The sequence below is a fragment of the Streptomyces sp. NPDC040405 genome (genome assembly GCF_055595765.1).
Map to the genome: position 1 here is coordinate 221,094 of NZ_JBVIVI010000010.1, position 22,543 is coordinate 243,636.

The 22,543-nt window shown below is 72.4% G+C and carries 21 protein-coding genes; 6 read left to right on the forward strand and 15 right to left on the reverse strand.

Features of this window, described 5'->3' with window-relative positions:
* Nucleotides 1–48: 48 nt before the first annotated feature.
* From ACZ59A_RS34330 to ACZ59A_RS34340, 3 genes are all read right to left on the reverse strand, one after another.
* Complete coding sequence (locus tag ACZ59A_RS34330; protein ID WP_470966946.1) at nucleotides 49–2,310, reverse strand: IucA/IucC family protein; 2,262 nt, start codon at nucleotides 2,308–2,310, stop codon at nucleotides 49–51.
* Nucleotides 2,307–3,536, reverse strand: coding sequence for an ATP-grasp domain-containing protein (locus tag ACZ59A_RS34335; RefSeq protein ID WP_470967102.1), 1,230 nt, complete (start codon nucleotides 3,534–3,536; stop codon nucleotides 2,307–2,309). Before ACZ59A_RS34335 ends, ACZ59A_RS34330 begins: the two co-directional genes overlap by 4 nt.
* A gap of 145 nt (nucleotides 3,537–3,681) precedes the next feature.
* Nucleotides 3,682–5,295, reverse strand: coding sequence for a carboxyl transferase domain-containing protein (locus ACZ59A_RS34340; RefSeq protein WP_470966948.1), 1,614 nt, complete (start codon nucleotides 5,293–5,295; stop codon nucleotides 3,682–3,684).
* Nucleotides 5,296–5,377: 82 nt separating this feature from the next.
* Between ACZ59A_RS34340 and ACZ59A_RS34345 the strand changes: the two genes are divergently transcribed.
* From ACZ59A_RS34345 to ACZ59A_RS34355, 3 genes are all read left to right on the forward strand, one after another.
* Nucleotides 5,378–5,716: an ArsR/SmtB family transcription factor gene (locus tag ACZ59A_RS34345; protein ID WP_468050442.1), complete on the forward strand. Its 339-nt coding sequence runs from the start codon at nucleotides 5,378–5,380 to the stop codon at nucleotides 5,714–5,716.
* Nucleotides 5,717–5,730: 14 nt separating this feature from the next.
* Nucleotides 5,731–5,985, forward strand: a complete 255-nt coding sequence (locus ACZ59A_RS34350) for a hypothetical protein (RefSeq protein WP_470966951.1) — start codon at nucleotides 5,731–5,733, stop codon at nucleotides 5,983–5,985.
* Nucleotides 5,986–6,121: 136 nt separating this feature from the next.
* Nucleotides 6,122–6,319 (forward strand): hypothetical protein, encoded by a 198-nt coding sequence (locus tag ACZ59A_RS34355; RefSeq protein WP_470966954.1) that lies wholly within the window; start codon nucleotides 6,122–6,124, stop codon nucleotides 6,317–6,319.
* Nucleotides 6,320–6,328: 9 nt separating this feature from the next.
* On the opposite strand, the gene ACZ59A_RS34360 is transcribed toward ACZ59A_RS34355, so the two are convergent.
* The gene (locus ACZ59A_RS34360) at nucleotides 6,329–6,838 is read right to left on the reverse strand and encodes a MarR family winged helix-turn-helix transcriptional regulator (protein ID WP_470966956.1); all 510 of its coding nucleotides are present in this window, start codon (nucleotides 6,836–6,838) and stop codon (nucleotides 6,329–6,331) included.
* 112 nt (nucleotides 6,839–6,950) lie between these two features.
* Between ACZ59A_RS34360 and ACZ59A_RS34365 the strand changes: the two genes are divergently transcribed.
* Nucleotides 6,951–7,367 carry an organic hydroperoxide resistance protein gene (locus ACZ59A_RS34365; RefSeq protein WP_470966959.1) on the forward strand — a complete coding sequence of 139 codons (417 nt, stop codon included), beginning with the start codon at nucleotides 6,951–6,953 and terminating at the stop codon, nucleotides 7,365–7,367.
* 54 nt (nucleotides 7,368–7,421) lie between these two features.
* Here the strand turns inward: ACZ59A_RS34365 and ACZ59A_RS34370 are convergent, their stop codons facing one another.
* The 3 genes from ACZ59A_RS34370 to ACZ59A_RS34380 form a co-directional block, all read right to left on the reverse strand.
* Nucleotides 7,422–8,285 (reverse strand): esterase/lipase family protein, encoded by an 864-nt coding sequence (locus ACZ59A_RS34370; protein WP_470966962.1) that lies wholly within the window; start codon nucleotides 8,283–8,285, stop codon nucleotides 7,422–7,424.
* A gap of 194 nt (nucleotides 8,286–8,479) precedes the next feature.
* Nucleotides 8,480–9,553: a DNA polymerase Y family protein gene (locus ACZ59A_RS34375; RefSeq protein ID WP_470966965.1), complete on the reverse strand. Its 1,074-nt coding sequence runs from the start codon at nucleotides 9,551–9,553 to the stop codon at nucleotides 8,480–8,482.
* Nucleotides 9,550–13,050: a DNA polymerase III subunit alpha gene (locus ACZ59A_RS34380; RefSeq protein ID WP_470966968.1), complete on the reverse strand. Its 3,501-nt coding sequence runs from the start codon at nucleotides 13,048–13,050 to the stop codon at nucleotides 9,550–9,552. Before ACZ59A_RS34380 ends, ACZ59A_RS34375 begins: the two co-directional genes overlap by 4 nt.
* A gap of 221 nt (nucleotides 13,051–13,271) precedes the next feature.
* Between ACZ59A_RS34380 and ACZ59A_RS34385 the strand changes: the two genes are divergently transcribed.
* Complete coding sequence (locus ACZ59A_RS34385; protein ID WP_468050434.1) at nucleotides 13,272–13,724, forward strand: PPOX class F420-dependent oxidoreductase; 453 nt, start codon at nucleotides 13,272–13,274, stop codon at nucleotides 13,722–13,724.
* 379 nt (nucleotides 13,725–14,103) lie between these two features.
* Nucleotides 14,104–14,550, forward strand: a complete 447-nt coding sequence (locus ACZ59A_RS34390; RefSeq protein ID WP_470966971.1) for a subtilase-type protease inhibitor — start codon at nucleotides 14,104–14,106, stop codon at nucleotides 14,548–14,550.
* Between the two features lie 143 nt (nucleotides 14,551–14,693).
* On the opposite strand, the gene ACZ59A_RS34395 is transcribed toward ACZ59A_RS34390, so the two are convergent.
* From ACZ59A_RS34395 to ACZ59A_RS34430, 8 genes are all read right to left on the reverse strand, one after another.
* Complete coding sequence (locus tag ACZ59A_RS34395; RefSeq protein WP_470967104.1) at nucleotides 14,694–15,770, reverse strand: S1 family peptidase; 1,077 nt, start codon at nucleotides 15,768–15,770, stop codon at nucleotides 14,694–14,696.
* Between the two features lie 261 nt (nucleotides 15,771–16,031).
* Nucleotides 16,032–16,961: a slipin family protein gene (locus ACZ59A_RS34400; protein WP_470966974.1), complete on the reverse strand. Its 930-nt coding sequence runs from the start codon at nucleotides 16,959–16,961 to the stop codon at nucleotides 16,032–16,034.
* 170 nt (nucleotides 16,962–17,131) lie between these two features.
* On the reverse strand, nucleotides 17,132–18,040 hold the full coding sequence (locus ACZ59A_RS34405) for a S1 family peptidase (protein ID WP_470966977.1): 909 nt from the start codon (nucleotides 18,038–18,040) through the stop codon (nucleotides 17,132–17,134).
* Nucleotides 18,041–18,356: 316 nt separating this feature from the next.
* Entirely contained in the window at nucleotides 18,357–19,055 is a 699-nt protein-coding gene (locus ACZ59A_RS34410) for an LLM class flavin-dependent oxidoreductase (RefSeq protein ID WP_470966979.1), read from the reverse strand.
* Nucleotides 19,052–19,786: an LLM class flavin-dependent oxidoreductase gene (locus tag ACZ59A_RS34415; protein WP_470966982.1), complete on the reverse strand. Its 735-nt coding sequence runs from the start codon at nucleotides 19,784–19,786 to the stop codon at nucleotides 19,052–19,054. The genes ACZ59A_RS34410 and ACZ59A_RS34415 overlap by 4 nt, the downstream gene beginning before the upstream one ends.
* 30 nt (nucleotides 19,787–19,816) lie before the next feature.
* The gene (locus ACZ59A_RS34420; protein ID WP_470966984.1) at nucleotides 19,817–20,779 is read right to left on the reverse strand and encodes an ABC transporter substrate-binding protein; all 963 of its coding nucleotides are present in this window, start codon (nucleotides 20,777–20,779) and stop codon (nucleotides 19,817–19,819) included.
* A gap of 70 nt (nucleotides 20,780–20,849) precedes the next feature.
* Complete coding sequence (locus tag ACZ59A_RS34425; protein WP_470966987.1) at nucleotides 20,850–21,611, reverse strand: amino acid ABC transporter ATP-binding protein; 762 nt, start codon at nucleotides 21,609–21,611, stop codon at nucleotides 20,850–20,852.
* Entirely contained in the window at nucleotides 21,608–22,507 is a 900-nt protein-coding gene (locus ACZ59A_RS34430; protein ID WP_468050426.1) for an amino acid ABC transporter permease, read from the reverse strand. The genes ACZ59A_RS34425 and ACZ59A_RS34430 overlap by 4 nt, the downstream gene beginning before the upstream one ends.
* Between the last annotated feature and the right edge of the window lie 36 nt (nucleotides 22,508–22,543).

Consider the following 22,543-nt stretch of genomic DNA (forward strand, 5'->3'; position numbering starts at 1 on the left):
AGCGGGTGCGGAGAGGAGAGAGGTGGAGGGATAAGGAGGTCGCGGCCGTCATCTGCCGCGGCCCCGCAGTAGGTAGTTGGGCCCGGTCACGTAGTGCTTGTTGACGTCGGCGGCGCCCGACCGGGCCTTGGTGAACAGCGTGCCCGCGGTCACCATCGCCTTGACCGGCAGCCGGTCCGCGGCCAGCACCCGGGAGCGCAGCACGGCGGCGGCCGCCCCGGGGTACACCGCGCCGATCCGTTCGACGGCCTCGGTGAGCCGGTCGCGCACCTGCCGCAGCAGGACGTCCAGCGGCGCGCGGCCGAGGGCGGCCAGTTCGAAGGCGAGCGCGGCGGCGCACAGATGGACGGTGATGGTGGTGAACACGTCCGCCACCGGTCCGTCGCCGCCGGTCAGGATGCGGCGGTCGTCGAATCCGCACAGGTCCGCGGCGTCGGCCCCGCCGATCATCGCGGCGAGCCGGATGGCGTGGACGCGCGGCCCGTCGTGGTCCTTGATGAGCAGCCGCAGCCGGGGGGTGGCCGGGCCGCCGGTGCCGTCGAAGACGAGGGAGGTGTTCTGCTGATGCGACTCCAGGGCGATGCCGTAGGCGAAGAGGGTGGTGTGGAAGTCGAAGAGGAGGGTGAGGTACGCGTCGAGCAGGGCGAACAGGTCCCCGCCGTAGTGGCGCTCGGCGAGCGCGTCCGCCACGAGCCCCCCGTCCGGCGTACGGGCCAGCAGCCCGGCCAGCGGCACGACCTGGGCGTTCTCCAGACCCGGCGGATAGCGGCGGACGAGCGTGGCCAGCAGCTCGTGCCCGGCGTGGAGATGGGTCGTCTCGTCGGCGAGCAGCACGGTGTCCTTGAACCGGCGCTCGCGCGCGATCACCGCCTCCCCCAGGCGCTGCGCCACCTCGCCGTCGACGAGCGTGCCCGGCTTGACGGTCCGCCGGTTGCGCAGCCCCAGGGTGGCCGTGGTGAGCGGCAGCTTGAGGTGGGTCAGCGGGTCGTCGGAGACGGCGACGGTCCGCATCGACAGCGTGGGCCGTACGTCCAGCCACGGCCGCTCGGCGAGCTGCCCCCGCTCCCCCAGCCCGGCCGCGTCGAGGGCGGCGGTGAGGGGGCGGCCGACGGTGAGCGGATGCACGGGGAACGCGAGATGGTCGGCGTCGAGCCCCCCGGGCAGCCCCAGCTCCCCCGGCGTCGGCCACCACGCGGGCAGCCGCCCCGGATCTCCGCCGACCGCCGCGCGCGGGAGCGCGAGCCAGCGCAGCGCGAAGTCGGGCGCGAACTCGGGCGCGTGGGCGCGCAGGGCGTCCTCGCCGAACACGGACCGGCCGCGGCTGGTCGGGTACACGGGATGGTCCCGGAAGGCGGCCAGCGTGTCGTACGCGACGGCCCCGCCCATCCCGGCCCACCCCCCGGCCGCCCCATGCCGCCCGGCCAGCCGCTCGACAACACTGGGCCGGATGCGGTCGTGCAGCCGGATGGCGTCCAACGCCTGATGGCATTCGCCCACGAAGCCGTCGTAAAGCTCCAGATCCTCCCCCGCCACCCCCGCCCGCAACCGCCCGAGGACGGCATCGAGCCCCCGAAGCACGAGGCCCCTGCCGGGCGGTGGGGTGGCACCACCCGCGCCGGGGGCCACGGTGGCGCCGCCCGCGCCGGGGGGTGCCGTGGCGGGGGCCACGTCGGCGGAATACGGCCCGGCGGGGACGGAGCGGTCCGCCCGCACGGGCTCGCCACCAACCGCCGCGGCATCCCGACCGCCGGAACCCACGCCGCCGGGGGGCGGGGTGGCACCACCCCCGCTGGGCGCCACGGTGACATCACCCGCACTGGGCGCCACGGTGGCACCGCCCGCGCCGGGGGGTGCCGTGACGGGGGCCACGTCGGCGGAATACGGCCCGGCGGGGACGGAGCGGTCCGCCCGCACGGGCTCGCCACCAACCGCCGCGGGGTCCGGCGCGGAACGCCCGACGCCCGCGCCCGGTTCGGCGGGCTGCCCGGTACGGGCGGGGTCGGCCGGGGGTGCCGCCACGCGGTCCGCTTCGTTATCGCCGTCCGAGCCCGGATCGGCGACGTGTCCGGCGGGGGGCTCGCATTCCAGTCTTGGGGGGCGGCGGGCGCGGATCTCGCACTGGAAGCCTTCCGGTTCCACCGGCAGCAGCACGTTTCCGCCCTCCCTCAGCGCGATGCGCAGCCAGTCGCCGTCGGGGCGGCGCACGGTGCGGGCTCGGCTGCGCAGTCGGTACGCGTCCTCCCGGAGCAGAGTGTCCAGCACTCGGCCGAGAAGTTCCTCCTCGGCCTCCTCCCCTTCCGCGCGGCTCATGACGCGATCTCCCACCGATGGGCCGCCAGGAACTCCGTCACCGTCGCGTCGATCCGGCGCTGGTCGGTGCCGGTCGCGCGCAGGACGCCGAGGAAGTCGCGGTTGGTGCGGTAGAGGGGGTGTTCCTCGCCGATCTCGCGCAGCGGGCGGTAGTCGAGCCGTACGCCGTCGCGTTCGGTCACGCTCGCCGCCGGGGCGGCGACGAGTCGGCCGGGGCGGTCGGCCATCACGTACTCCATGCGGACCCGGCCGTCCCGGCGGGCGCCGAGGTCGGCCGGGAGCGGTTCGCCGAGGTGGGTGCGGAGGATGTGCTCGAAGAGCGGGATGCCGAGGAGTTCGGCGAGCACCAGATCGCACTGGTCGCCGATGGCACGGTAGTTCACCTCGATGAGGCGGGCCCGGTCGCCCTGGACGACGTATTCGGTATGGCAAGCGCCGAATCCTACTCCCAGCGCCCGGAGCTGGGCCAGCACCTGACCGGTGTGGGGCTGTGGGGGCGGGGCGGGCAGGAGGTGCAGCCGTTCCTCGATGAAGTGCGGAGGCGGGGAGACGTCGGTGCGGAAGGCGCCGAGGACGTGGAGGGTGTGGCCGTCGCCGAGGGTTTCGAGGGTGCGCAGTTCGCCGTTCAGGTACTCCTCGATCACCAGCGCCGCGTCGGGCCGGTGGGCGCGTATGTCGTGGCAGGAGCGGACGAGTTCGGCCGCGTCGGCGACCAGGACGACGTCCTCGCTGGCCACGCCCTCGCGCGGCTTGACGACGCAGGGGTAGGGCGCGTCGAGGCCGGTGAGAGTGGCCGGGTCGTCGCCGGTGCCGAGTTCGGTGGACCAGATCGTGTCCGCACCGGCCGCGGCGAGGGCGCGGCGCAGCTCGGCCTTGTTCTTGGTGCGGAGGGCGGCGCGCCAGTCCTTGCCGGGGAGGCCGAAGTACGCGGCGGCCAGGGCGGCCTGGGTCTGGAGGTGGTCGCTGTTGGTGAAGACGGCCCGGGGCCGTCGGCCGTCCGGGGCGGCGGCGATGCGGCTGATGACCTCGCGGAAGTCCCGTACGTCGCAGGGGGCGACGTCGAGCGTGACGGGGTGCCGCCCGCCACGGGCCGCGTGGCGGGCGTACGCGCGCTCGTGTGCCTCGGGCTGGTCCGTGAGGAGGGTTACGGCCAAGCCGAGGCGGGCGGCGGCGGGGAGGAAGCCTTCGGTGACGGAGTCGGTGGGATTGAGGGCCAGGAGGTGGATTGGCGCGGGGTGGGCAGGGGCAGGGGTGGAGAACGGCCGGGGTGCCGTGTCGAGATCATTCTCGTTCACGAGCCGAGATTAGGTTAGGCATGCCTAAGACTGCCAATTCGGCTGGCTGCTACGCCCGTTTGGCCCTGTTAAGACGTCAACTCGGCTCCCCGATGCGGCGATGCCGGGCGCGGCGGGCGGCCATCCGCTCCTCGGGGTCCCGGGCGCGGAGGGCGGCGAGTTCGTCGCCGAGGATGTGGCCGAGGCGCGCCAGGAGGCCCGCCTCCTCGCCCTCCCCCTCATCCTCCTCCACGACGCGGTCGACGATGCCGTTGGCCAGGAGGTCGGCGGAGCGCACCCCCTGCCGGTCGGCGACCTCGTACGCCCGCTCCGTCGACCGGTAGAGGATGGCGGACGCGCCCTCGGGGGGCAGTGGCGACAGCCAGGCGTGCCGCGCCGCCACGACGCGGTCGGCGGGCAGCAGCGCGAGCGCGGCCCCGCCCGCGCCCTGACCGAGCAGCAGGCAGAGGGTGGGGGCGGGCAGCGTCACCATGTCGGCGAGACACCGGGCGATCTCCCCGGCCAGCCCGCCCTCCTCGGCCTCCCGGTTGAGCGCCGCGCCGGCGGTGTCGATGACGGTGAGCAGCGGCAGCCCCAGCTCGGCCGCGATGTGCATGCCGCGCCGCGCGGTACGCAGCCCGGCGGGCCCCAACGGCTGCCCCTCGGTCGACGCGCGCTCGCTGCCCCGCCGCCCGCGACGGTTGTGCCCGAGCACCACACAGGGCGCCCCGCCGATTCGCGCGAGCGCGAGCAGCAGCCCGGGGTCGTGCTCCCCGGCACCCGTACCGCTGAGCGGACTCACGTCCTCGGCGGCCACCCGCAACAGGTCCCGCACCCCGGGCCGGTCCTCCCGCCGCGAGGCCCGGATCGACTCCTCGGCCGAGGGCCCCACCGCCGTAGCCCCCACACGGGAGCCCCCTGGGGCATCCGCAGGGCCGAACGCAGACCGCCCAGCACCCAACGACACCCCGGTGGCGGGCGGCCGAAAGTCGGCCGCGGCGGGCCGGGGAGCCTCGTCGCCGCACAGAACCCTCAGCACCCTCGCCGCCACCTCCGCGAGGCGGCTCGTCGGGAGCACCGCGTCGATCAGGCCGTGGTTCATCAGGTTCTCGGCGACCTGCACGCCCGCCGGGAACTCCTCGCCGTACAGGGCCTCGTGCACCCGCGGGCCCATGAAGCCGATGAGGGCACCCGGTTCGGCGGCGGTGACATGGCCCAGGGAGCCCCAGGAGGCGAGGACGCCGCCGGTGGTGGGGTGGCGCAAATGGACCAGGTACGGCAGGCCCGCGGCCTTGTGGTCGGTTATCGCCGCCGCCACCTTCACCATCTGGAGGAAGGCGACCGTGCCCTCCTGCATCCGGGTGCCGCCGGACGCGGGGGCGGCCAGCAGCGGGAGCCGCTCCGCCGTCGCGCGCTCGATGGCACGGACCAGCCGCTCACCCGCCGCGACCCCGATCGAGCCCGCCAGGAAGCGGAATTCGCAGGCCACATAGGCCACCCGGCGCCCCTCGATGCACCCCTCGCCCGTGATCACCGACTCGTCGATCCCGGTGCGCTCGCGGGCCCGCTCCAGGTCGGCCCGGTAGTCGGGGTCGGTCGTGGTGATCTCGACCGGCCGGTCCCAGCCGCGGCGGCTGCCGGGGTCGAGGAAGGTCTCGACCAGGTCGATGGCGGACTTGCGGGCGCCCGCACGGGGATGAGTTCCGGTCATGTCTGACACCTTCCACGCACACGACACCGCTCAATCATTCTCGGCATGTGCTAACTTTTTTTGGCATGTGCAGGGTTTCGCTATGACGGAAGAGCCGGAACCGACCGGAGACGAACTGGTGCGCGTGCTCGCCACGCTCTCCAACCCGCACCGGCTGCGGGTGATCGCGGCGCTGACCCGGGAGAGCACGTACGTGAGCGAGCTGGCCCGTTCGCTGGGCATCAGCCGCGCGCTGCTCCAGGTACATCTGCGGAAGCTGGAGGCCGCCGGGCTGGTGTCGGCGCGGCTGGAGGTCTCGGAGGACGGCAAGGCCATGAAGTTCTACGAGGTGAACCGGTTCGCGATCCGGCTCACCCCGGAAGCCATCGAGGCCGCGGAGCGGACGCTGACCCCGGCCGCGGAGACGAAAGGAAACACCTGAAGGACGGGCACGACTTGACGGAGGTCGTCGGGGCCTTCGGTCTGTTCGCTCTGGTCACCACCGTACTGACCACGATCATCTGGCAGTTCGCGGCCACCCGGCGCGCGAAGGTCCAGGTCGTACGGGAGCTGGAGTACCGCAAGATCGCGGAGCAGGCCGTGGCCACCCAGCAGAAGACCGAGGTCCAGCTGCGGGAGATCGGCGAGACGCTCACCGCGCTGCAGGGCCGTATGGATTCCCTGGAACGCATCCTCCAGACCGTGGAGTAACCCCGGGAACAGAACAGCCGCTGGGCCGCCGAGCGGCAACTCGACGGCCCAGCTGAACGAAGCAGCGGTACCGGCTCGCCCCAGCGGGGCGAGCCCTCTTGAGGAAACGCTCCTTCTTCGGAAAGGACAGCAGCTCATGCTGCCGAAAAGCAAACGGGACCGCGCGGCAGGTCCGGCTCTCGTGGAGGGGATCGCCGGATGGTCGGTCCGGCACCGCGCGGCGGCCATCGCCGGATGGTTCGCGCTGGTGGCCGTGGCCGTGCTCGCGAGCGCGCTGATACCGGGCGGCACGGCGAACAGCACCGACCCGGGGCCGGTGACCCCGGCCCGGTGACCCCGGTGCTCAGCCCTCTTCGTCGTCCAGCGCCGCGTCGAGCGCCGCCGTCAGCCGCTGCACCCGCGACCGCAGGTCGACCAGCTCCTCCTTGTCCAAGCCGGTCGCCCGGATCACCTTCAGGGGCACCTCCCGGGCGCGCTCCTTGAGCGCCATGCCCTCCGCCGTCGGCCGGACCGTCACCGAGCGCTCGTCGTGCGTGCTGCGCTCGCGCTCGACGAGTCCGGCCGACTGCATGCGCTTGAGCAGCGGCGACAGGGTGCCCGAATCCAGTCGCAGGAACTCGCCCAGCTGCTTGACCGGCATCTCCCCGTGCTCCCACAGCACCAGCAGCGCCAGGTACTGCGGGTATGTCAGCTCCGTGTCGCGCAGCACCCGTCGGTAGATGCCGCCGAACGCGCGCGACGCGGCGTGCAGGGCGAAGCAGAGCTGCAGATCGAGCCGGAGCGGATCGTCCACCGTGACGGCCCCGCTCTGCGCGGGAAGCGGGTCGGGGTCGGGGTCGGGCTGAGATGACATATGACCAGCGTACCTCTTAGTTGTGCACAATTTAGTTGTGTGCTCTACTGAGGCCACCGCCGGATCCGGCCGGATTCCCCCGGCCACCGGGACTCGAAAGGGATTGGTCTTCATGGATGCGCTCTACACCGCGGTAGCCACGGCGAACGGCCGCGATGGCCGCGCCGTCAGCTCCGACGGCCAGCTCGACCTGCCCCTGGCCATGCCGCCCGCCCTCGGCGGTGACGGCAAGGGCACCAACCCGGAGCAGCTGTTCGCCGCGGGCTACGCCGCCTGCTTCGCGAGCGCGCTCGGCCTCGTCGGCCGCCAGGCCAAGGTGGACACCAAGGACATCTCCGTCACCGCCGAGGTCGGCATCGGCAAGGACGAGTCGGATGGCGGCTTCGGCCTCAAGGTGACGCTGCGCGTCGAGCTGCCGGGCGACCTGGAGAACGAGACCGGCCGCAAGCTGGTCGAGCAGGCGCACCAGGTGTGCCCGTACTCGAAGGCGACGCAGGGCAACATCGAGGTCGAGCTGATCGCCGAATAGGCCGCCGCGCGACGCGGACCACTCCGTCGCCCACCCCGAGGCCGGTCGCGCGGGTCAGTCGTCCGAAGCGCAGGTCGTCGGGGTGGCGTGAGCCGGGTCGAGGGCATTGACGGCTTCATGGAAGGCGAGCCGGTCGGTCATTCCGATGGTCAGATGCTCGGACAGATCCGAGGCGCACAGGTCCTGGAGCACGACGTTCTTGACGTCGGGGCCGCTCAGGAACTGGCTGCGGTACGGCGTGACCACCTCGTCGTACCGGGTGGAGATGACGGTGTAGCGGACCCCGGGAACGGTGTCGCCGCCCGCGTTGAGCCGGTCCAGGAAGTCCGACCCGGCCACCTGGTCCATCAGCCCCGGGGCCGCCTTGGCGACGGCGTCGTCGAGGCCCGGAAAGAAGTCCAGCAGCTTCGTCAGCCCGGACAGGGTCGTGCCGTGGTTGGACGGGGCGAGGCCCACCAGGGCGTTCACCTTCGCCGCGCCGCCGAGGAACTTCAGGTAGTAGCGGGGCATCATCCCGCCCTGGGAGTGGCCGACCAGATCGACCTTCGAGGTGCCGGTGGCGGCGAGCACCCGGTCGACGTACGACGACAGCTGCCCGGCGGACTTGTCGACGGGCCCGAGCCCGTGGAAGAGGGGCACGCCGGGGAGCTGGCCGTAGTCGAGGGAGAAGACGCAGTAGCCGCGGTCGACCAGGTACGGGGCGAGGCCGAGCCAGTTGTCGACGGAGTTGCCGAGGGTGCCGTGGACGAGGACGACGGGGCGCGGGTGCCGGTCGGAGGGCTTGCAGGAGTAGTTGTTCCAGCCACTGCTGACGGTCTGCGACGACTGGGTGGCCGCGGCGGCGGGGGCCGCGGTCGCCGCCGCGACCGCCAGGGCCAGGGCGGGCAGTAAGGTGCGGACATGCCTCCAGGGCAGCATCACATGAACTCCTCGTGGTGGGGGTGGAGTTGCACTGACGGCGCACCCTGTGATCCGGATCACAAGCGTGTGGCGCGAGGATCAAATTACGCGTGAGTAGCGGAGACTTCCAGCCATCGGCCGGTGAAGAAAGGTTCACGTAGCCCTTACGCGACGTCCAGGTCTTACGCGTCGCTCAGGTCTTACGCGGCGCCCTACGCGACGTCCAGGAATCCGGCGGGCCGGACCGCGGACATCCCGAAGCGGGCCCGCGCCCGGTCGGCGGCGGCCTCCGCCCGGCGGGCCTTGTCGTCCACGGCGTCGAAGGACAGCTGATGGGAGGCGAGTTCGGCGCCCATCAGCCCCTCGGCCCGCAGACTGACGGACCGCACCCGGGCCCGCTGCAGCCCGAGCGCGTCATGCAGCGCGTACGCGGTGGCGGTCAGCACCGGGCTATGGGCGGTCGGCTCGGCCAGGGTCCGGGAACGGGTCGTCGAGGAGTGGTCGGCGTACCGGACGGTGAGGCTGAGCCGGGCCGCGATCTGCCCGCTCGTCCGCAGCCGGATGCCGAGCCCGTCGGCGAGCGTCAGCAGCGCCCGGCGCCGCCGGACCGGGTCCAGCTCATCGCGGTCGAAGCGGTGTTCGGCGCCCATGGCGCGGGCGGGGGCGTTCGGGGTGACGGGCGCGGGATCGATGCCGTGCGCCCAGGCGTGCACCCGGCGCGCGGTCGCCGCCCCGAGGATCCGCTGCAGCGTGGCCAGCGGCGCGGCGGCGATCCGCTCGGTGCTGTCGAGCCCGTACGCGCACAGGGCCCTGGCGGTCGCGGCGCCCACGCCGGGCAGGGCGATGGGCGGCTTACGGGCCAGAAAACCGGCGACGGCGTCGGGGTCGTCGGGGACGGTACGGACCGCGCCGGGCGTGTTCGGCGGGGCGTCGTGTGCGGCCATGCGGGCGAGCATCGGGTTGGCGGCGACGCCCACGGTGCAGTCGACGCCGTACCGCGCCAGCGCCCGCACCCGCACGATCTCCGCGAGCCCGGCCGCGTCCCGCCCGAAGTACCGCAGCGCACCGCGGACATCGGCGAGCGCGGCGTCGGGCGGCAACGCCTCCACGACGGGCGTCACCTCGCCGAGCAGCGCGAGCAGCCCCTGATAGACGTCCTCGCCGAGCACCCCGTCCCCCTGAAACCGCACGTACAACACATGCGCCACCCCGTCGCCGCCGAGGCCCGCGTCCCCCGGTGCCCCGGCCGCCGGGGCGGGGACGGGAGGGGCCGGTTCGGGCTTCATCCCGCGCTCCCCGGGCTTGCGTGCCACAGCTTGCGGCCGGTGGCGGACTGGTCGCCCGCGGGCTGGAGGTCGGCCCAGGGGTGCATGGCGTAGCCGGTGGACAGCTGGATGCGGCGGCCGGAGTCGGGGTCGGCGGCGTCCGCGTCCGGGCCCGCGCCCGCGCCCGCCAGTTCGGCGGCGACCGCCTCCAGGCCGCCTTCGCTCCGCAGCCGGGCCAGTTCGGCGAGGTTCCAGACGGCCGATCCGACGACGCTGAGGCTGCGCGGGCCGCGGCGCTGGACGACGCCGCGCACCAGCAGCAGCCAGGAGTGGAAGACGGTATGGGCGCACGCGGCGTGGCTGTCGTCGAAGAAGGCGCAGTCGACCAGGCCCGTACCGTCGTCCAGCGTGGTGAAGATGACCCGGCGGCCGGAGCGGATCGGCGGGGTCTGGGTGGCGGCCTTGGCGCCCGCGACGAGCACCGTCTCCCCGTGCCGGGCCGACCGCAGCCGCTTGGCGGGCATCGCGCCCAGTTCGTCCAGGAAGGCCCGGTGGTCGGCCATCAGATGGCGGGAGACGTCCATGCCGAGGATGCCCAGCTCGGCGCCGAGGCGTTCGCCGTCGTCGAGGTCGGGCAGCCCGGCAGGGGCGGGCGGGCCGGTTTCGGCCAGCGGGAGCTGGCCCTCGTCGTGGGTCGCGGCGCGCTGCCGGTGCAGTTCGGCGATGTGCAGCAGCAGGTCGCGGCGGCCCGCACCGAACGCGTCCAACGCCCCGACCTGGGCCAGCCGTTCGGCGGCGGGCCGTCCGGGGTGGGCGCGCAGCCACAGGTCCTGGAGCGAGGAGTAGGGCTGTCCGGCGGCGATGCGCCGGGTTTCGGCCTCGCTGATGCCGTGGACGTCGCTCAGCGCCAGCCGGACGCCCATATCGCCGCCCTCGGACGTCAGTTCGATTCGATAGTCGGAGCCCGACCGGTTCACATCGAGCGGAAGGATCGGCACGCCCCGCCGCCGCGCGTCCGCCAGCAGCAGCCGCTTCGGGTACATCCCGGGGTCATGCGTGAGCAGTCCCGCGTAGAAGGCCGCCGGATGGTGCGCCTTGAGCCAGGCGGACTGGTACGTGGGGACCGCGAAGGCGACCGCGTGCGCCTTGCAGAAGCCGTACGAACCGAACGCCTCGACGATCTCCCAGGTACGGCCCAGCACCTCCGCCGAGTACCCCCGCCGCCCCGCCTCCGCGTGGAACCAGGCCCGTACCCGGCCCTGCCGTTCGGGGTCGGACAGGGCGCGGCGCGCCTCGTCGGCGAGGTCCCGTTCGCAGCCGGTCATGATCGACAGGATCTTGATGATCTGCTCGTGGAAGACGACGACCCCGTACGTCTCGCGCAGCGCGTCCGCCAGGTCCGGATGCGGATAGCGGGCGGGGCGGCGGCCGTGCCGGGCCTCGATGAAGGGGCGCACCATGTCGGCGGCGACCGGGCCCGGCCGGAAGAGCGATATGTCGACCACGAGGTCGTGGAAGGAGTCGGGCTGGAGCCGTCCGAGGAGATCGCGCTGGCCGGGCGACTCGATCTGGAAGCAGCCGAGCGTCTCGGTGGAGCGGATCAGGTCGTACGTCGCCGGGTCGCCGGGCCGGACCTGCGCGGGGTCGTCGAGGTCGACGGTCTCCCCCGTGGCCCGCCGGATCTCGGTGACCGCGTGCGCCATCGCGGACTGCATCCGCACGCCGAGGACGTCGAGCTTGAGCAGCCCCAGCTCCTCGACGTCGTCCTTGTCGAACTGCGACATGGGGAAGCCCTCGCCGCTGGTCGGCACGATGGGGGTACGGGCCAGCAGCCCGGCGTCCGAGAGCAGGACGCCGCAGGGGTGCATGGCGATGCCGCGGGGCAGGCCGTCGAGCGCCTCGACCAGCTCCCAGAACCTGCCGAAACGTTCCTGCTCCTCCGTCGCCTCGCGCAGTTCCTTCAGCTCCGGCAGCTCGGCGAGCGCCGCACGCGCGTCGCGGGCGCGGATGTGCGGGAAGGACTTGGCGAGCCGGTCCACCTCGGCCGGTTCCATGCCGAGGGCCGCGCCCACGTCCCGTACGGCGTGCCGCACCCGGTAGGTCTCGGGCATCGAGACGGTCGCGACCCGCTCCGGCCCGAAGCGGTCGAAGATCGCGCGGTAGACGTCGAGGCGGCGCGCCGACTCCACGTCGATGTCAATGTCGGGCAGCGCGGCCCGCCGCACCGACAGGAAGCGCTCCATCAGCAGCCCGCAGGCCACGGGGTCGGCGTGGGCGACGCCGAGCAGATGGTTGACGAGCGAGCCCGCGCCGGAGCCCCGGGCGGCCACCCGCACCCCGAGCGCACGGGTGTCGTCCACGACCCGGGCGACGGTGAGGAAGTACGAGGCGTAGCCGAGCCGTTCGACGGTGCGCAGCTCGTCCTCCAGCCGCTCCCAGCGCGCCCGGTCGCGGTCGTATCCCCGCTCCACCATGGCGGCGGCGCAGCGCGACCGCAGCACCCGCTCCGCGCTCCGCCGTCCCGCCCCGACCAGGCGCGGTTCGGGGAAGTGGACGGTGCCGAGGCCGATGTGGTCCTCGGGGTCGACCAGGCACGCGGCGGCGGTGCGCGCCGTCTCCTCCAGCAGCCGGTGCGCGCCGTCCCGCCGCAGCCCGGCCGCCTCCGCGATGCGCTCGGCGGCGCGCGCCATGTCGCGCGGGCCCTTGAGCCAGCGCTCACCGCTGTCGAGCGAGCCGGGGTTGCGCGGGTCGATGGGGACGAGGCGGCGGGCGGAGTCCAGGACGTCGGCGACCGGGCCCTCGCCGGGGTCGGCGTAGCGGACGGCGTTGCTGAGGACGGCCCGGACGCCCTGCTCCGCGGCGAAGCCGACGGTACGGGCGGCCAGCCGCAGCGAGCCGGGCCCGGTGCCGTCGCGGCCGTGCCATACGGCCTCCAGCCGCAGCGCGTCGCCGAACAGCTCGCGCCAGGGGGCGATCAGCCGCGCGGCCCGGTCGGGGCGTCCGGCGGCCAGGGCGCGGCCGACGTCGGAGTCCGGGCCGAGGAGCGCGGTCACCGGGGCGAGCGCCCCGGGGACGCTCACCAGATCGCGCCAGTGCAGCAGGGGCGGCCCGTCGCCGTTCGTACGGGCGGAGCCGGGGTGGGCGAGCCCGGCGTGGGCGGCGGAGACCAGCCCGCACAGGGCGGCCCAGCCGGCGGCGCCGTCCCGGGCGAGGAAGACCACGCGGGGCGTGGACTCGTCGATGAACGCCCCGCCGCGCACCGGCGTGCGCCGCCGGGCCGAGCGCCCCGGGTCCGGGAGTTCCGCCCGGACGGCCAGATCCACCCCGAAGAGCGGTCTGACCCCCGCGACCTCACTCGCCCGGGCGAACCGCACCGCTCCGGCGAGGCTGTCGCGGTCGGTCAGCGCGATGGCGTCCATGCCGCGCTCGGCGGCACGCGCCGCCAACCGCTCCGGGTGTGCGGCGCCGTACCGCATGGAGAACCCGGAGGCGGTGTGCAGATGCGTGAAGCCTGGCATCCGCACCTCCCGCTGCTCACACCCCCTGGCCGATCCTGCTCTGTTCGTCCTCCCCGACCCCCACCTTAACCCCATTTTCGAACAACCGTGCGAGTGACCCCGAACGGCCACCTCGCGCCCCTCGCGGCGCTTCCATATACACCATAAGCACGCAAATCCCCCCTTCATTCCGCGTGTCGTATCCCGGGAAACCGGCCGCCCGCGCACGTATCCTGATCACCATGACGGAGCCGACCCTGCTCGACCTGCTGCGGGAACAGCGCACCGGCGCGCTCGTCACCCTCAAGCGCGACGGCCGCCCCCAGCTGTCCAACGTCGCCTACAGCTACGACCCGGCCGAGCACCTCATCCGCGTCTCGGTCACCGACGACCGCGCCAAGACCCGCAACCTGCGCCGCGACCCGCGCGCGAGCTTCTACGTCACCAGCGGCGACCGCTTCTCCTACCTGGTGGCCGAGGGCGACGCCGAGCTGACGCCGGTGACGACCGACCCCCATGACGCCGTCGCCGACGAGCTGGTCGAGGTCTACCGCTCCATCCAGGGCGACCACCCGGACTGGGAGGACTTCCGCGCCGCGATGGTGGCCGACCGCCGGCTGGTGGTGCGGCTGCGGGCCGACCGCGCGTACGGCTGGGGCCGCCACACCGGCCCGCTCAGCGGCGGACTGGGCTGACGCGACCGCTTCGGCGACCGAAGCGCCACCCGGCTTCGTCCCGTTTACCGTCGCCTTGCCCTGGCAGGATCTCGCTCTGGCGTCACTCGTACACCGGCACTCTCGACATGCCTCACATCTGAGCATTTCTGAATCGATTTGAACGGCGCTGAACTGTCGTTCGACAGCGCGGCGAGGCGCGCGCACTCCCCCGCCCCGCACATCAGCCCGCACCCGGTCGACACGCGGCGTTCCACAGGGCCACACCTTGCGCACGCGACAATGAGCCACCGAATGACTACTTGTAGCGACCGGAAGTGCTCGATCAACGTGCGTTCCCGATCCGCGGGGCGTAGAACTCCGTCCGGTATCTGCAAGCACGAGCAAGGGAGTGTTCGATATGCGGAAGACGACAGGGGCGATCGGCGGCCTCGGCGCCGCGCTGGCCATGAGCGCCGCGCTCGGGCTGGGGGCCAGTGGCACGGCACATGCCGCGCCCGCGACGTCGAAGAGCCTGTATCCGCCCTCCGCGCTGGTCCTCAGCATCGGCCACGGAGCCGACGCGGCCTCGGTGGCCGTCCAGCGGGCGGTGACGCTGAGCTGTCAGCCCACCGCCACGGGTACCCACCCGGCGCCCGCCCGGGCTTGCGCCGAACTGCGCGCCGTGAACGGCGAGTTCTCCACGCTGACCGAGGCGACCGAGTCCGGCCGGATGTGCACCAAGGAGTGGCGGCCGGTGACCGTCACCGCGGAGGGGATCTGGGACGGTCAGCGGGTGGCGTACGAGCACACCTTCGCCAACAACTGCCTCAAGAACGCGGCCGTGACCCAGCTCTTCGAGTTCTGAGCCGCCGCCCCGGGGCTTGAGCGAAGCGAAGGCCCCCGGACACCGTCCACGGGTGTCCGGGGGCCTGTCCCTGTGCGGGGCCCGTCCCGGTACGGGGCCTGTCCCCCTGCGGGCGGGCGCGCCGCGCGAGAGCGGTCGGCCTGTCAGCCGATCTTGGCGCCGTACGCCTCCAGCGCCTCCGGCACCGGCTGGAAGAACGTCTCGCCGCCCGCGGAGCAGTCGCCGCTGCCGCCGGAGGTCAGACCGAGCGCCGTGTCGCCCGCGAAGAGCGCGCCGCCGCTGTCGCCGGGCTCGGCGCAGACGTTGGTCTGGATGAGCCCGCTGACCGAGCCCTCCTGGTAGTTGACGGTCGCGTCGAGGCCGGTGACCTCGCCGTCGTGCACCTGGGTGGTGGAGCCGCTGCGGGTCACCTTCTGGCCGACGGTGGCGTCACCGGCCTTGGAGATGGCCTGGGTGTCGCCGTTGTAGAGGTTCACCGCGCTCGGGTGCGCGACGTCCTTGGTGTACTTGACCAGGCCGTAGTCGTTGCCGGGGAAGTCGCTGCCCTCGTTGGCCCCGATCTCGTCGCCACCCTGCGAGTCGGACCAGCTCTTGATGGACTCGGTGCAGTGACCGGCGGTCAGGAAGTACGGCTGGCCGTCCTTGACCACGTTGAACCCCAGCGAGCAGCGCCCGCCACCGCCCCAGATGGCGTCGCCGCCCGCGAGGAAGGTGGAGAACTTACCAGCCGAGCGCTTCACCTCGACCTTGTCGCCCAGGCCCTTGGCGACCTTGTTCAGGGTGGCCAGGTGGCTGCCCTTGACACTGCTGTCCGCGGTGACGACGACCTTGTTGGCTCTGGGGTCGACCGACCACGAGGTGCCGGGAATGGTCGCCTTGTCCTTCAGGGTGGTACGCGCCTGCTTGAGCTGCGCCAGCGTGTGCTCGACCACCTTGGCCTCGGCGCCCGCGTCGCGGACCCGCTCGGCGGCGGCCTTGTTCACCACGTTGACCACGAGCTTCTTGGCCTTGGTGTCGTAGTACGAACCGGCGGAGTCGGTCTTGAGCGCCGAGGTGAGGGTGTTCGCGAGCTTGCCCGCGGCGTTCACCGACAGCGTGTGGGGCTGCGGCTCGGCGGGGGCGGCATTGGCGTTCTGCAGGGTGAGGGCGGCGGCGACCAGGGCCACAGCTCCGGTCCCGGCGATGGCCACACGGCGCTTGGGTATGCGGCGGTGCTTCAACTCTCGGTCCTCCAGTGGGGGGTTGGGCCGTACGGCAGTGGGGTGCCCGGCCCGGAGGGCGTACGGCACGGGGCGCGCCTGCCCGAGCGGGAGCGCGTCCATGCCAAATTGCGCCGCCGAGTATTCCCAGCGCCGCCAGGGGCGCACAAGACCGCGTTCACGTCATCTGCGTGAAATTTACGGAGCGTCGATCCTCATATCCGGACATGACGGTGCCCGCGCGCCTCAAACGGACACGCGGGCACGGGGCTTATGTACGGGTCACCGCTCCACGGCACGCTCCGGTTCGTGCTCCGTCAGCGTGGGGACAGTCGGAGCGGGCGGGACCGCCTCCTTGGCGGGCGCGTGCTCCATGGCGGGCGAGGCCGCCTTCTGCCCGGCGGCCACCGGCTCCTTGGCGCCGCCGCCTTCCGCCTGGGCCGCCGCCGGAGGCTGCTGGCCCCGCTCCAGGAAGCGCAGCAGCTCCACCGGTATGGGCAGGACCAGCGTGGAGTTCTTCTCGGCGGCGACCGCCATCACCGTCTGCAGCAGCCGCAGCTGGAGGGCGGACGGGGTCGCGGCCATCTGCTCGGCGGCCGCGGCGAGCTTCTTCGACGCCTGCAGCTCCGCGTCCGCGTTGATCACCCGGGCCCGGCGCTCCCGGTCGGCCTCCGCCTGGCGGGCCATCGACCGCTTCATGGTCTCCGGCAGCGACACGTCCTTGATCTCGACGCGGTCGATGTGGACGCCCCAGCCGATGGCCGGGCTGTCGATCATCAGCTCCAGCCCCTGGTTGAGCTTCTCCCGGTTGGAGAGCAGATCGTCCAGATCGCTCTTGCCGATGATCGAGCGCAGCGAGGTCTGGGCCATCTGGGAGACCGCGAAGCGGTAGTCCTCGACCGCGACGATCGCCTCGGCCGGGTCCACGACCTTGAAGTAGACGACCGCGTCTACCCGCACGGTCACGTTGTCACGGGTGATGCCTTCCTGGGCGGGCACGGGCATCGTCACGATCTGCATGTTCACCTTGCGGAGCCGGTCGAAGACCGGAGCGATCATGGTGAAGCCGGGCCCCCGGACATCCGAGCGGAGCCTTCCGAGCCGGAAGACCACCCCCCGCTCGTACTGCTTGACCACGCGGGCCGCCGCCAGGGCGCAGACGACACCGGCACAGGCCAGGATCACCACCACTATCACGAGTGCATCGAGCATCACGGCCACCTGCCGTCCGTATCGCGAACGATGCCCCACCTGGGGTATCGATGTCCACGATAGTCCCGCTCCGTCCGACCCGGGAGTCCTGTGGAAAACCGGGAAACCCCCGCCCGGAAGGCCCGGGCGGGGGTGCGCGTCGGTGGGTGCGCCAGCCGTCTCGTACGTCTTTAGTAGACGCTCACGCCGTACGCGTTCAGCGCCTCGACGACCGGCTGGAAGAACGTGGTGCCGCCGGAGGAGCAGTCGCCGCTGCCGCCGGAGGTGAGGCCGAGGGCGGTGGAACCGGCGTAGAGGGGGCCGCCGCTGTCGCCGGGCTCGGCGCAGACGGTGGTCTGGATCATGCCGTACACGATGTCGCCGTTGCCGTAGTTGACGGTGGCGTTCAGCGCGGTGACCCGGCCGCTGTGGATGCCGGTGGTGCTGCCGCGCCGGGTGACCGTCTGGCCCACGGTCGGGTTGGCGGCGCTGGTGATGTCCTGGCTGCCGACGGTGCCCTGCGGGGTGACGGAGCCGCTGTACCGGACCAGACCGTAGTCGTTGGTCGGGAAGCTGGAGCCGGACGTCGGGCCGATGGTGGTGGAGTGACCGGAGTTCGACCACCAGGTGCCCGCACCGTCGGTGCAGTGGCCCGCGGTGACGAAGTAGTTCGCCCCGCTGCTGTTGCGCACGTTGAAGCCGAGCGAGCAGCGCCAGCTACTCGCGTAGATGGCGTCTCCGCCGGAGATCAGCTTGTTGATCTTGCCGGGGGTGCGCTTGATCTCGATCGCGTCGGCGTTGCCGCCCGCCGCGTCCTTGATCTTGGCTATCTCGCCCTGGGAGACGGTGCTGTCGGCCGTGACGACCAGGTTGTTGGTCGCCTTGTCGACATACCAGGCGGTGCCCGCGACGTCGGCGCCCAGGACGGCGTCACCCGCGGCCTTGGCCTCGGCCGCGCTGAAGGTGGGGGCCGCGTCGTTACCCGCGTAGGCGGCGGGGGCGACGAGCGCCGTCCCGGCCACGAGGGCCGAGGTGGCGGCGAGGAGTGCGATGCGTCTCGCCCGGGAGCCGTGGGGGGTGGTGGTGCGCTTGATCCTCAACTCTTCCTCCGAGGGAATCGGGGGTCTGCTTGGGTGGGCAGGCCCGTGAGGCGCAGTCAGCGAGCACACCGGAGGGAGTTTTCCGACGTGCCCCTGACAAGCGCTGCCCGGAAGTATTCGCGGCCACGACGGCAAAGGGCAAGAGGACAATTCGGAAATCCACCGGGCACACGTCACATGGCCCCGGCACCTTTCGGCCGCCGGGGCAGTGGGCCCATCCCCTCGGACATCGAGTGAGACGAGCACTGTGGCCGCCGGGTTCCACTTGGCGCCCGGCCCGGTGGTCCCGCCCCCGTACGACCCGCTCCGGTACCGCCTATTCCGGGGCGCCCGGACGGGAAAGCCCCAGATGGTCGCGGAGGGTGCGGCCCGTGTACGCGGTGCGGAAGACGCCCCGTTCCTGAAGCAGCGGAACCACCCGGTCCACGAACTCGTCGAGCCCGCCGGGGGTCAGCTGCAGCACCAGGATGAAGCCGTCGGCGGCCTCGTCCCGTACGAATCTCGCCATCTCCCCGGCGACCGCTTCCGGGGTGCCGATGAACGACTGCCGCCCGGTCGTCTCGATGACGGTCTCCCGGATGGAGAGCCCCTTCTCCTCCGACAGCGCCCGCCACTTGGCGGCCAGCGCCAGCGGATCGGCGTGCCGCACCCGGCCCTGGACGAGGTGGGAGCCGGGGTCCGGGTCGATGTCCGGAAGGGGTCCGTCCGGGTCGTATCCGGACAGGTCCACGCCCCAGACCTGCTCCAGGGCGAGGATCGCGTTCTGCGGCGAGACCTGCTGCCGCCGGACCGCGGCGGCCTTCTCCCGGGCCTCGGCCGCGGTGTCGCCGAGGACGAAGGTCACCCCGGGCATGATCTTCAGATCGCCGGGCGCCCGGCCGTGCGCCGCCAGCCGCCGCTTGACGTCGGCGTAGAAGGCGCGGCCCGCCTCCAGGGTGCCGTGCCGGGTGAAGATGATGTCGGCGGCGGAGGCCGCGAACTCCCGGCCCTCGTCGAAGTCCCCGGCCTGGATCACGACCGGATGCCCCTGCGGGGAGCGCGGTACGCCGAATCGCCCCTCGATGTCGAACTGCTCGCCCCGGTGCGCGAACGGCCGCGGCGGACCGCCCTTGGGCCAGGAGTCCCACAGCTCGCGCGCGGTGGCGACGAACTCGGCGGCCCGGGTGTAGCGGTCGGGGGCGGCCGGGGCACGATGGCCGGGCCGCGCACCCGGAAGGCGGCGCCCTCGTAGTCGACGTAGTGCAGCTTGTCGCGGTCGACGAAGCGCCCGGTGGCGGTGTCGCGGATCTCCGCGTCGTCCTCCCAGCTGTCCCACAGCCGGGCGGAGACATCGGCCACCTCGCCCGCCTCCGCCCAGAGTTCGGGGGCGGGGGCGGCGGGGCGGCGGCCCACCAGCCGCGCCTCCGCCTCCGTGGCGGACACCGCGACGGTCCAGCCCGCCCGGCCGCGGCTCACCCAGTCCAGGGTGGCCACGGCGGACGAGACATGGAACGGCTCGGTGTGGGTGGTGGTGACGGTCGGCACCAGGCCGATCCGCTCGGTGGCGGGCGCGACGCGCGCGAGGACGGCGAGCGCGTCGGGCCTGCCCTGCCCGTCCCCCGGCGGGCCGAGCGTGTCGTCCAGGGTGATGAAGTCGAGCGCGCCGCGCTCGGCGAGACGCGCCAGCTCGACGTAGTACGACGCCTCGTACCGGCCGACGCCGTCGAGGGCGGCGGCCAGATGCAGGGGGCCGGCCGGTGTGGCCATGGTCGGGGCCCTTCCTCGGTCGGGGAGCCGTCAGGTGGCGGGCAGGCCGCGCGGGTTGATCTCGGACTTCTTCACGGCCTCGCTGGAGAGCCCCCACCGCTTGAGGACGCGGGCGTACGAGCCGTCCTGGATGATGTGGTCGATGGCGGCGGCGTACGCGTCGACCAGCCCGCTGCCCTTCTTGGTGGTGGCGGCGATCTTGCCCTGCACCTGGTCGCCGCCCCCGGAGAGGCGGCCGGCGATCCGGGTCTGACCGGCCGAGGCGACGTGATAGGCGGCGCTGGGGTGGGGGCCGAGATAGGCGTCGATGCGCTTGGACTGAAGGGCGAGGTAGTAGTCGGTGTCCTTCTGGAAGTACTTGATGTCCACGGGCTCGCGGCCCGCCTTCTGGTTCTCCTTGCTCCAGTCGACCAGGATCTTCTCCTGGTTGGTCCCGGAGGAGACCGCGACGGTCTTGCCCGCGACGTCCGCCGGGCCCTTCACCCGCCAGGTGGTGCCCTTGGCCGCCTCGAAGGCGAGGTCGTCCAGCCGGTAGGTCGCGAAGTCGTACTTCTCCTTGCGCTCCTCGGTGACGGTGACGTTGGAGAAGACGGCGTCGAACTTGGAGCTGTCGAGGCCGACGAAGAGGTTCTCCCAGGAGACCGGCTCGAAGCGGATCTTCAGCCCGAGGGTGTCGGCGACCAGGGTGGCGAGGTCGATCTCGGAGCCGATCCGGGTCTTGTCGTCGGTCGCGTAGAAGCCGAGCGGCGGCGAGGCGTCGGCGCTGCCGCCGAGGCGCAGCGTGCCGCGGCGGCGGACCGCCTCGGGCAGCTCGGCGGCGATCGCGTCGACCTTCTTGCCTCTGATGCGGTGCTGGTCGGGACCGATGTTGAGACCGGCGCCCTTGCCCTTCGCCCCCACCGTCTGCTGGGTGTCGCCGTCGCCGCAGGCGCCGAGCAGACCCGTGGAGGCGGTGGCGGCGAGGACGGCGAGAAGGGTGCGGCGGGTGGTCACGGGGGTGCTCCTTGTGCGCGGGGGATGGTTCACAGGTCCTCGTTCACGGGTCCTCTTCACAGGGCCTCGTTCACAGGACCTTGGAGAGGAACGCCTTGGTGCGTTCCTGCTGTGGGCGGTCGAGCACCTCGGAGGGCGGTCCCTGCTCGACGATCCGGCCGTCGTCCATGAAGACGACGGTGTCGGCGACCTCGCGGGCGAAGCCGATCTCATGGGTGACGACGATCATCGTGGTGCCCTGGTCGGCCAGGTCCTTGATGACGTCGAGGACCTCGCCGACCAGCTCGGGGTCGAGGGCGGAGGTCGGCTCGTCGAACAGCAGCAGCTCCGGTTCCAGGGCGAGCGCGCGGGCGATGGCCACCCGCTGCTGCTGCCCGCCGGAGAGCTGCCGGGGGTACGCGGACGCCTTGTCCGCGAGGCCGACCCGGGCGAGCAGCCGCTCCGCGGTCTCCACCGCCTGCTTCCTGGGGCGGCGCAGCGCGGACACCGGGGCCTCGATGATGTTTTCCAGCACGGTCAGATGCGGGAAGAGGTTGAAGTTCTGGAAGACGAAGCCGATCCGGGTGCGCTGCTTGAGGATGTCGCGCTCGCGCAGCTCGTACAGCTTGTCGTTGCGCCTGCGGTAGCCGACCAGCGAACCGGCGACGCTGATCCAGCCGCTGTCGACCTTCTCCAGGTGGTTGATGGCACGCAGCAGCGTGGACTTGCCGGAGCCGGACGGGCCGAGGACGACGGCCACCTCTCCGGTGCGCACCGTGAGGTCGATGCCGCGCAGCACCTCCAGCGGCCCGAAGCTCTTGTGGACGGAACGGATGTCGACCATGGCGGTCATCGGGTGGCTCCCCGGGAGAAGTGGCGCTCCACGTAGTACTGGGCGATGGAGAGCAGCGTGGTCAGGATGATGTACCAGGCGGTCGCGACCATCAGGAGCGGTACGACCCGGCCGTTGCGCCCGTAGACGACCTGCACCTGGTAGAAGAGTTCGCCGATCGCCATCACGGAGACGATCGAGGTGCCCTTGAAGAGGGAGATGACCTCGTTGGCGGCGTTGGGCAGGATCGAGCGCATCGCCTGCGGCAGCACGATGCGGCGCAGCTGCCGCAGCCGGGGGACGCCGAGGGCGGCGGCCGCCTCCAGCTGTCCGGGGTCGACGGCGAGGACGCCGCCGCGCACGATCTCGGCCGCGTACGCCGCCTGGTGCAGGGCGAGTCCGAGGACGGCCGCGCTCATCGCGCCGACGAGTCCGGCGGTGTCGAAGGAGAAGAAGCCGGGCCCGAACGGGATGCCGAAGTCGAGCCGCTTGTAGAGATAGGTGAGGTTGAACCAGAAGAGCAGCTGGACGATGAGCGGGATGGAGCGGAACGCCCAGATGTAGGTGAAGGCGACCGACTTCAGGAACGGGCTCCTGGACAGCCGCATGAAGGCGAGCACGATGCCGAGGGCGAAGCCGAGCGCGGTGCCGTAGAACGTCAGCTGGAGGGTGATCCAGACGGCCTTGAGGATCGTCTCGGTGGTGAAGAAGTCGGCGAAGACGTCCCATTCCCAGCCGGGGTTGGTGATCAGGCCGTGCGCGAACTGGGCGACCAGGACGGCCGTCACGGCGACGGCGGCCCAGCGCCAGGGGTGGCGTACGGGGACGACCGTGAGCGCGGAGTAGTCCTCGGTCGTGGCGGCGCGTCCGGGCGCTTCGGGCGTTTTGTCGCGGGGTGGGTCGGAGGTCAGAGACACAGGTGTCCTTAAGGGAAGCGGGGTTTGCGGGAGGGG

Excerpts from the sequence above, each read along its gene's own strand:
- ACZ59A_RS34330 (WP_470966946.1), bottom strand. The coding sequence starts at position 2,310 with ATGAGCCGCGCGGAAGGGGAGGAGGCCGAGGAGGAACTTCTCGGCCGA.
- ACZ59A_RS34340 (WP_470966948.1), bottom strand. The coding sequence starts at position 5,295 with ATGACCGGAACTCATCCCCGTGCGGGCGCCCGCAAGTCCGCCATCGAC.
- ACZ59A_RS34345 (WP_468050442.1), top strand. The coding sequence starts at position 5,378 with ATGACGGAAGAGCCGGAACCGACCGGAGACGAACTGGTGCGCGTGCTC.
- ACZ59A_RS34355 (WP_470966954.1), top strand. The coding sequence starts at position 6,122 with ATGCTGCCGAAAAGCAAACGGGACCGCGCGGCAGGTCCGGCTCTCGTG.
- ACZ59A_RS34360 (WP_470966956.1), bottom strand. The coding sequence starts at position 6,838 with ATGTCATCTCAGCCCGACCCCGACCCCGACCCGCTTCCCGCGCAGAGC.
- ACZ59A_RS34365 (WP_470966959.1), top strand. The coding sequence starts at position 6,951 with ATGGATGCGCTCTACACCGCGGTAGCCACGGCGAACGGCCGCGATGGC.
- ACZ59A_RS34370 (WP_470966962.1), bottom strand. The coding sequence starts at position 8,285 with ATGCTGCCCTGGAGGCATGTCCGCACCTTACTGCCCGCCCTGGCCCTG.
- ACZ59A_RS34375 (WP_470966965.1), bottom strand. The coding sequence starts at position 9,553 with ATGAAGCCCGAACCGGCCCCTCCCGTCCCCGCCCCGGCGGCCGGGGCA.
- ACZ59A_RS34380 (WP_470966968.1), bottom strand. The coding sequence starts at position 13,050 with ATGCCAGGCTTCACGCATCTGCACACCGCCTCCGGGTTCTCCATGCGG.
- ACZ59A_RS34385 (WP_468050434.1), top strand. The coding sequence starts at position 13,272 with ATGACGGAGCCGACCCTGCTCGACCTGCTGCGGGAACAGCGCACCGGC.
- ACZ59A_RS34390 (WP_470966971.1), top strand. The coding sequence starts at position 14,104 with ATGCGGAAGACGACAGGGGCGATCGGCGGCCTCGGCGCCGCGCTGGCC.
- ACZ59A_RS34400 (WP_470966974.1), bottom strand. The coding sequence starts at position 16,961 with ATGCTCGATGCACTCGTGATAGTGGTGGTGATCCTGGCCTGTGCCGGT.
- ACZ59A_RS34415 (WP_470966982.1), bottom strand. The coding sequence starts at position 19,786 with ATGGCCACACCGGCCGGCCCCCTGCATCTGGCCGCCGCCCTCGACGGC.
- ACZ59A_RS34425 (WP_470966987.1), bottom strand. The coding sequence starts at position 21,611 with ATGACCGCCATGGTCGACATCCGTTCCGTCCACAAGAGCTTCGGGCCG.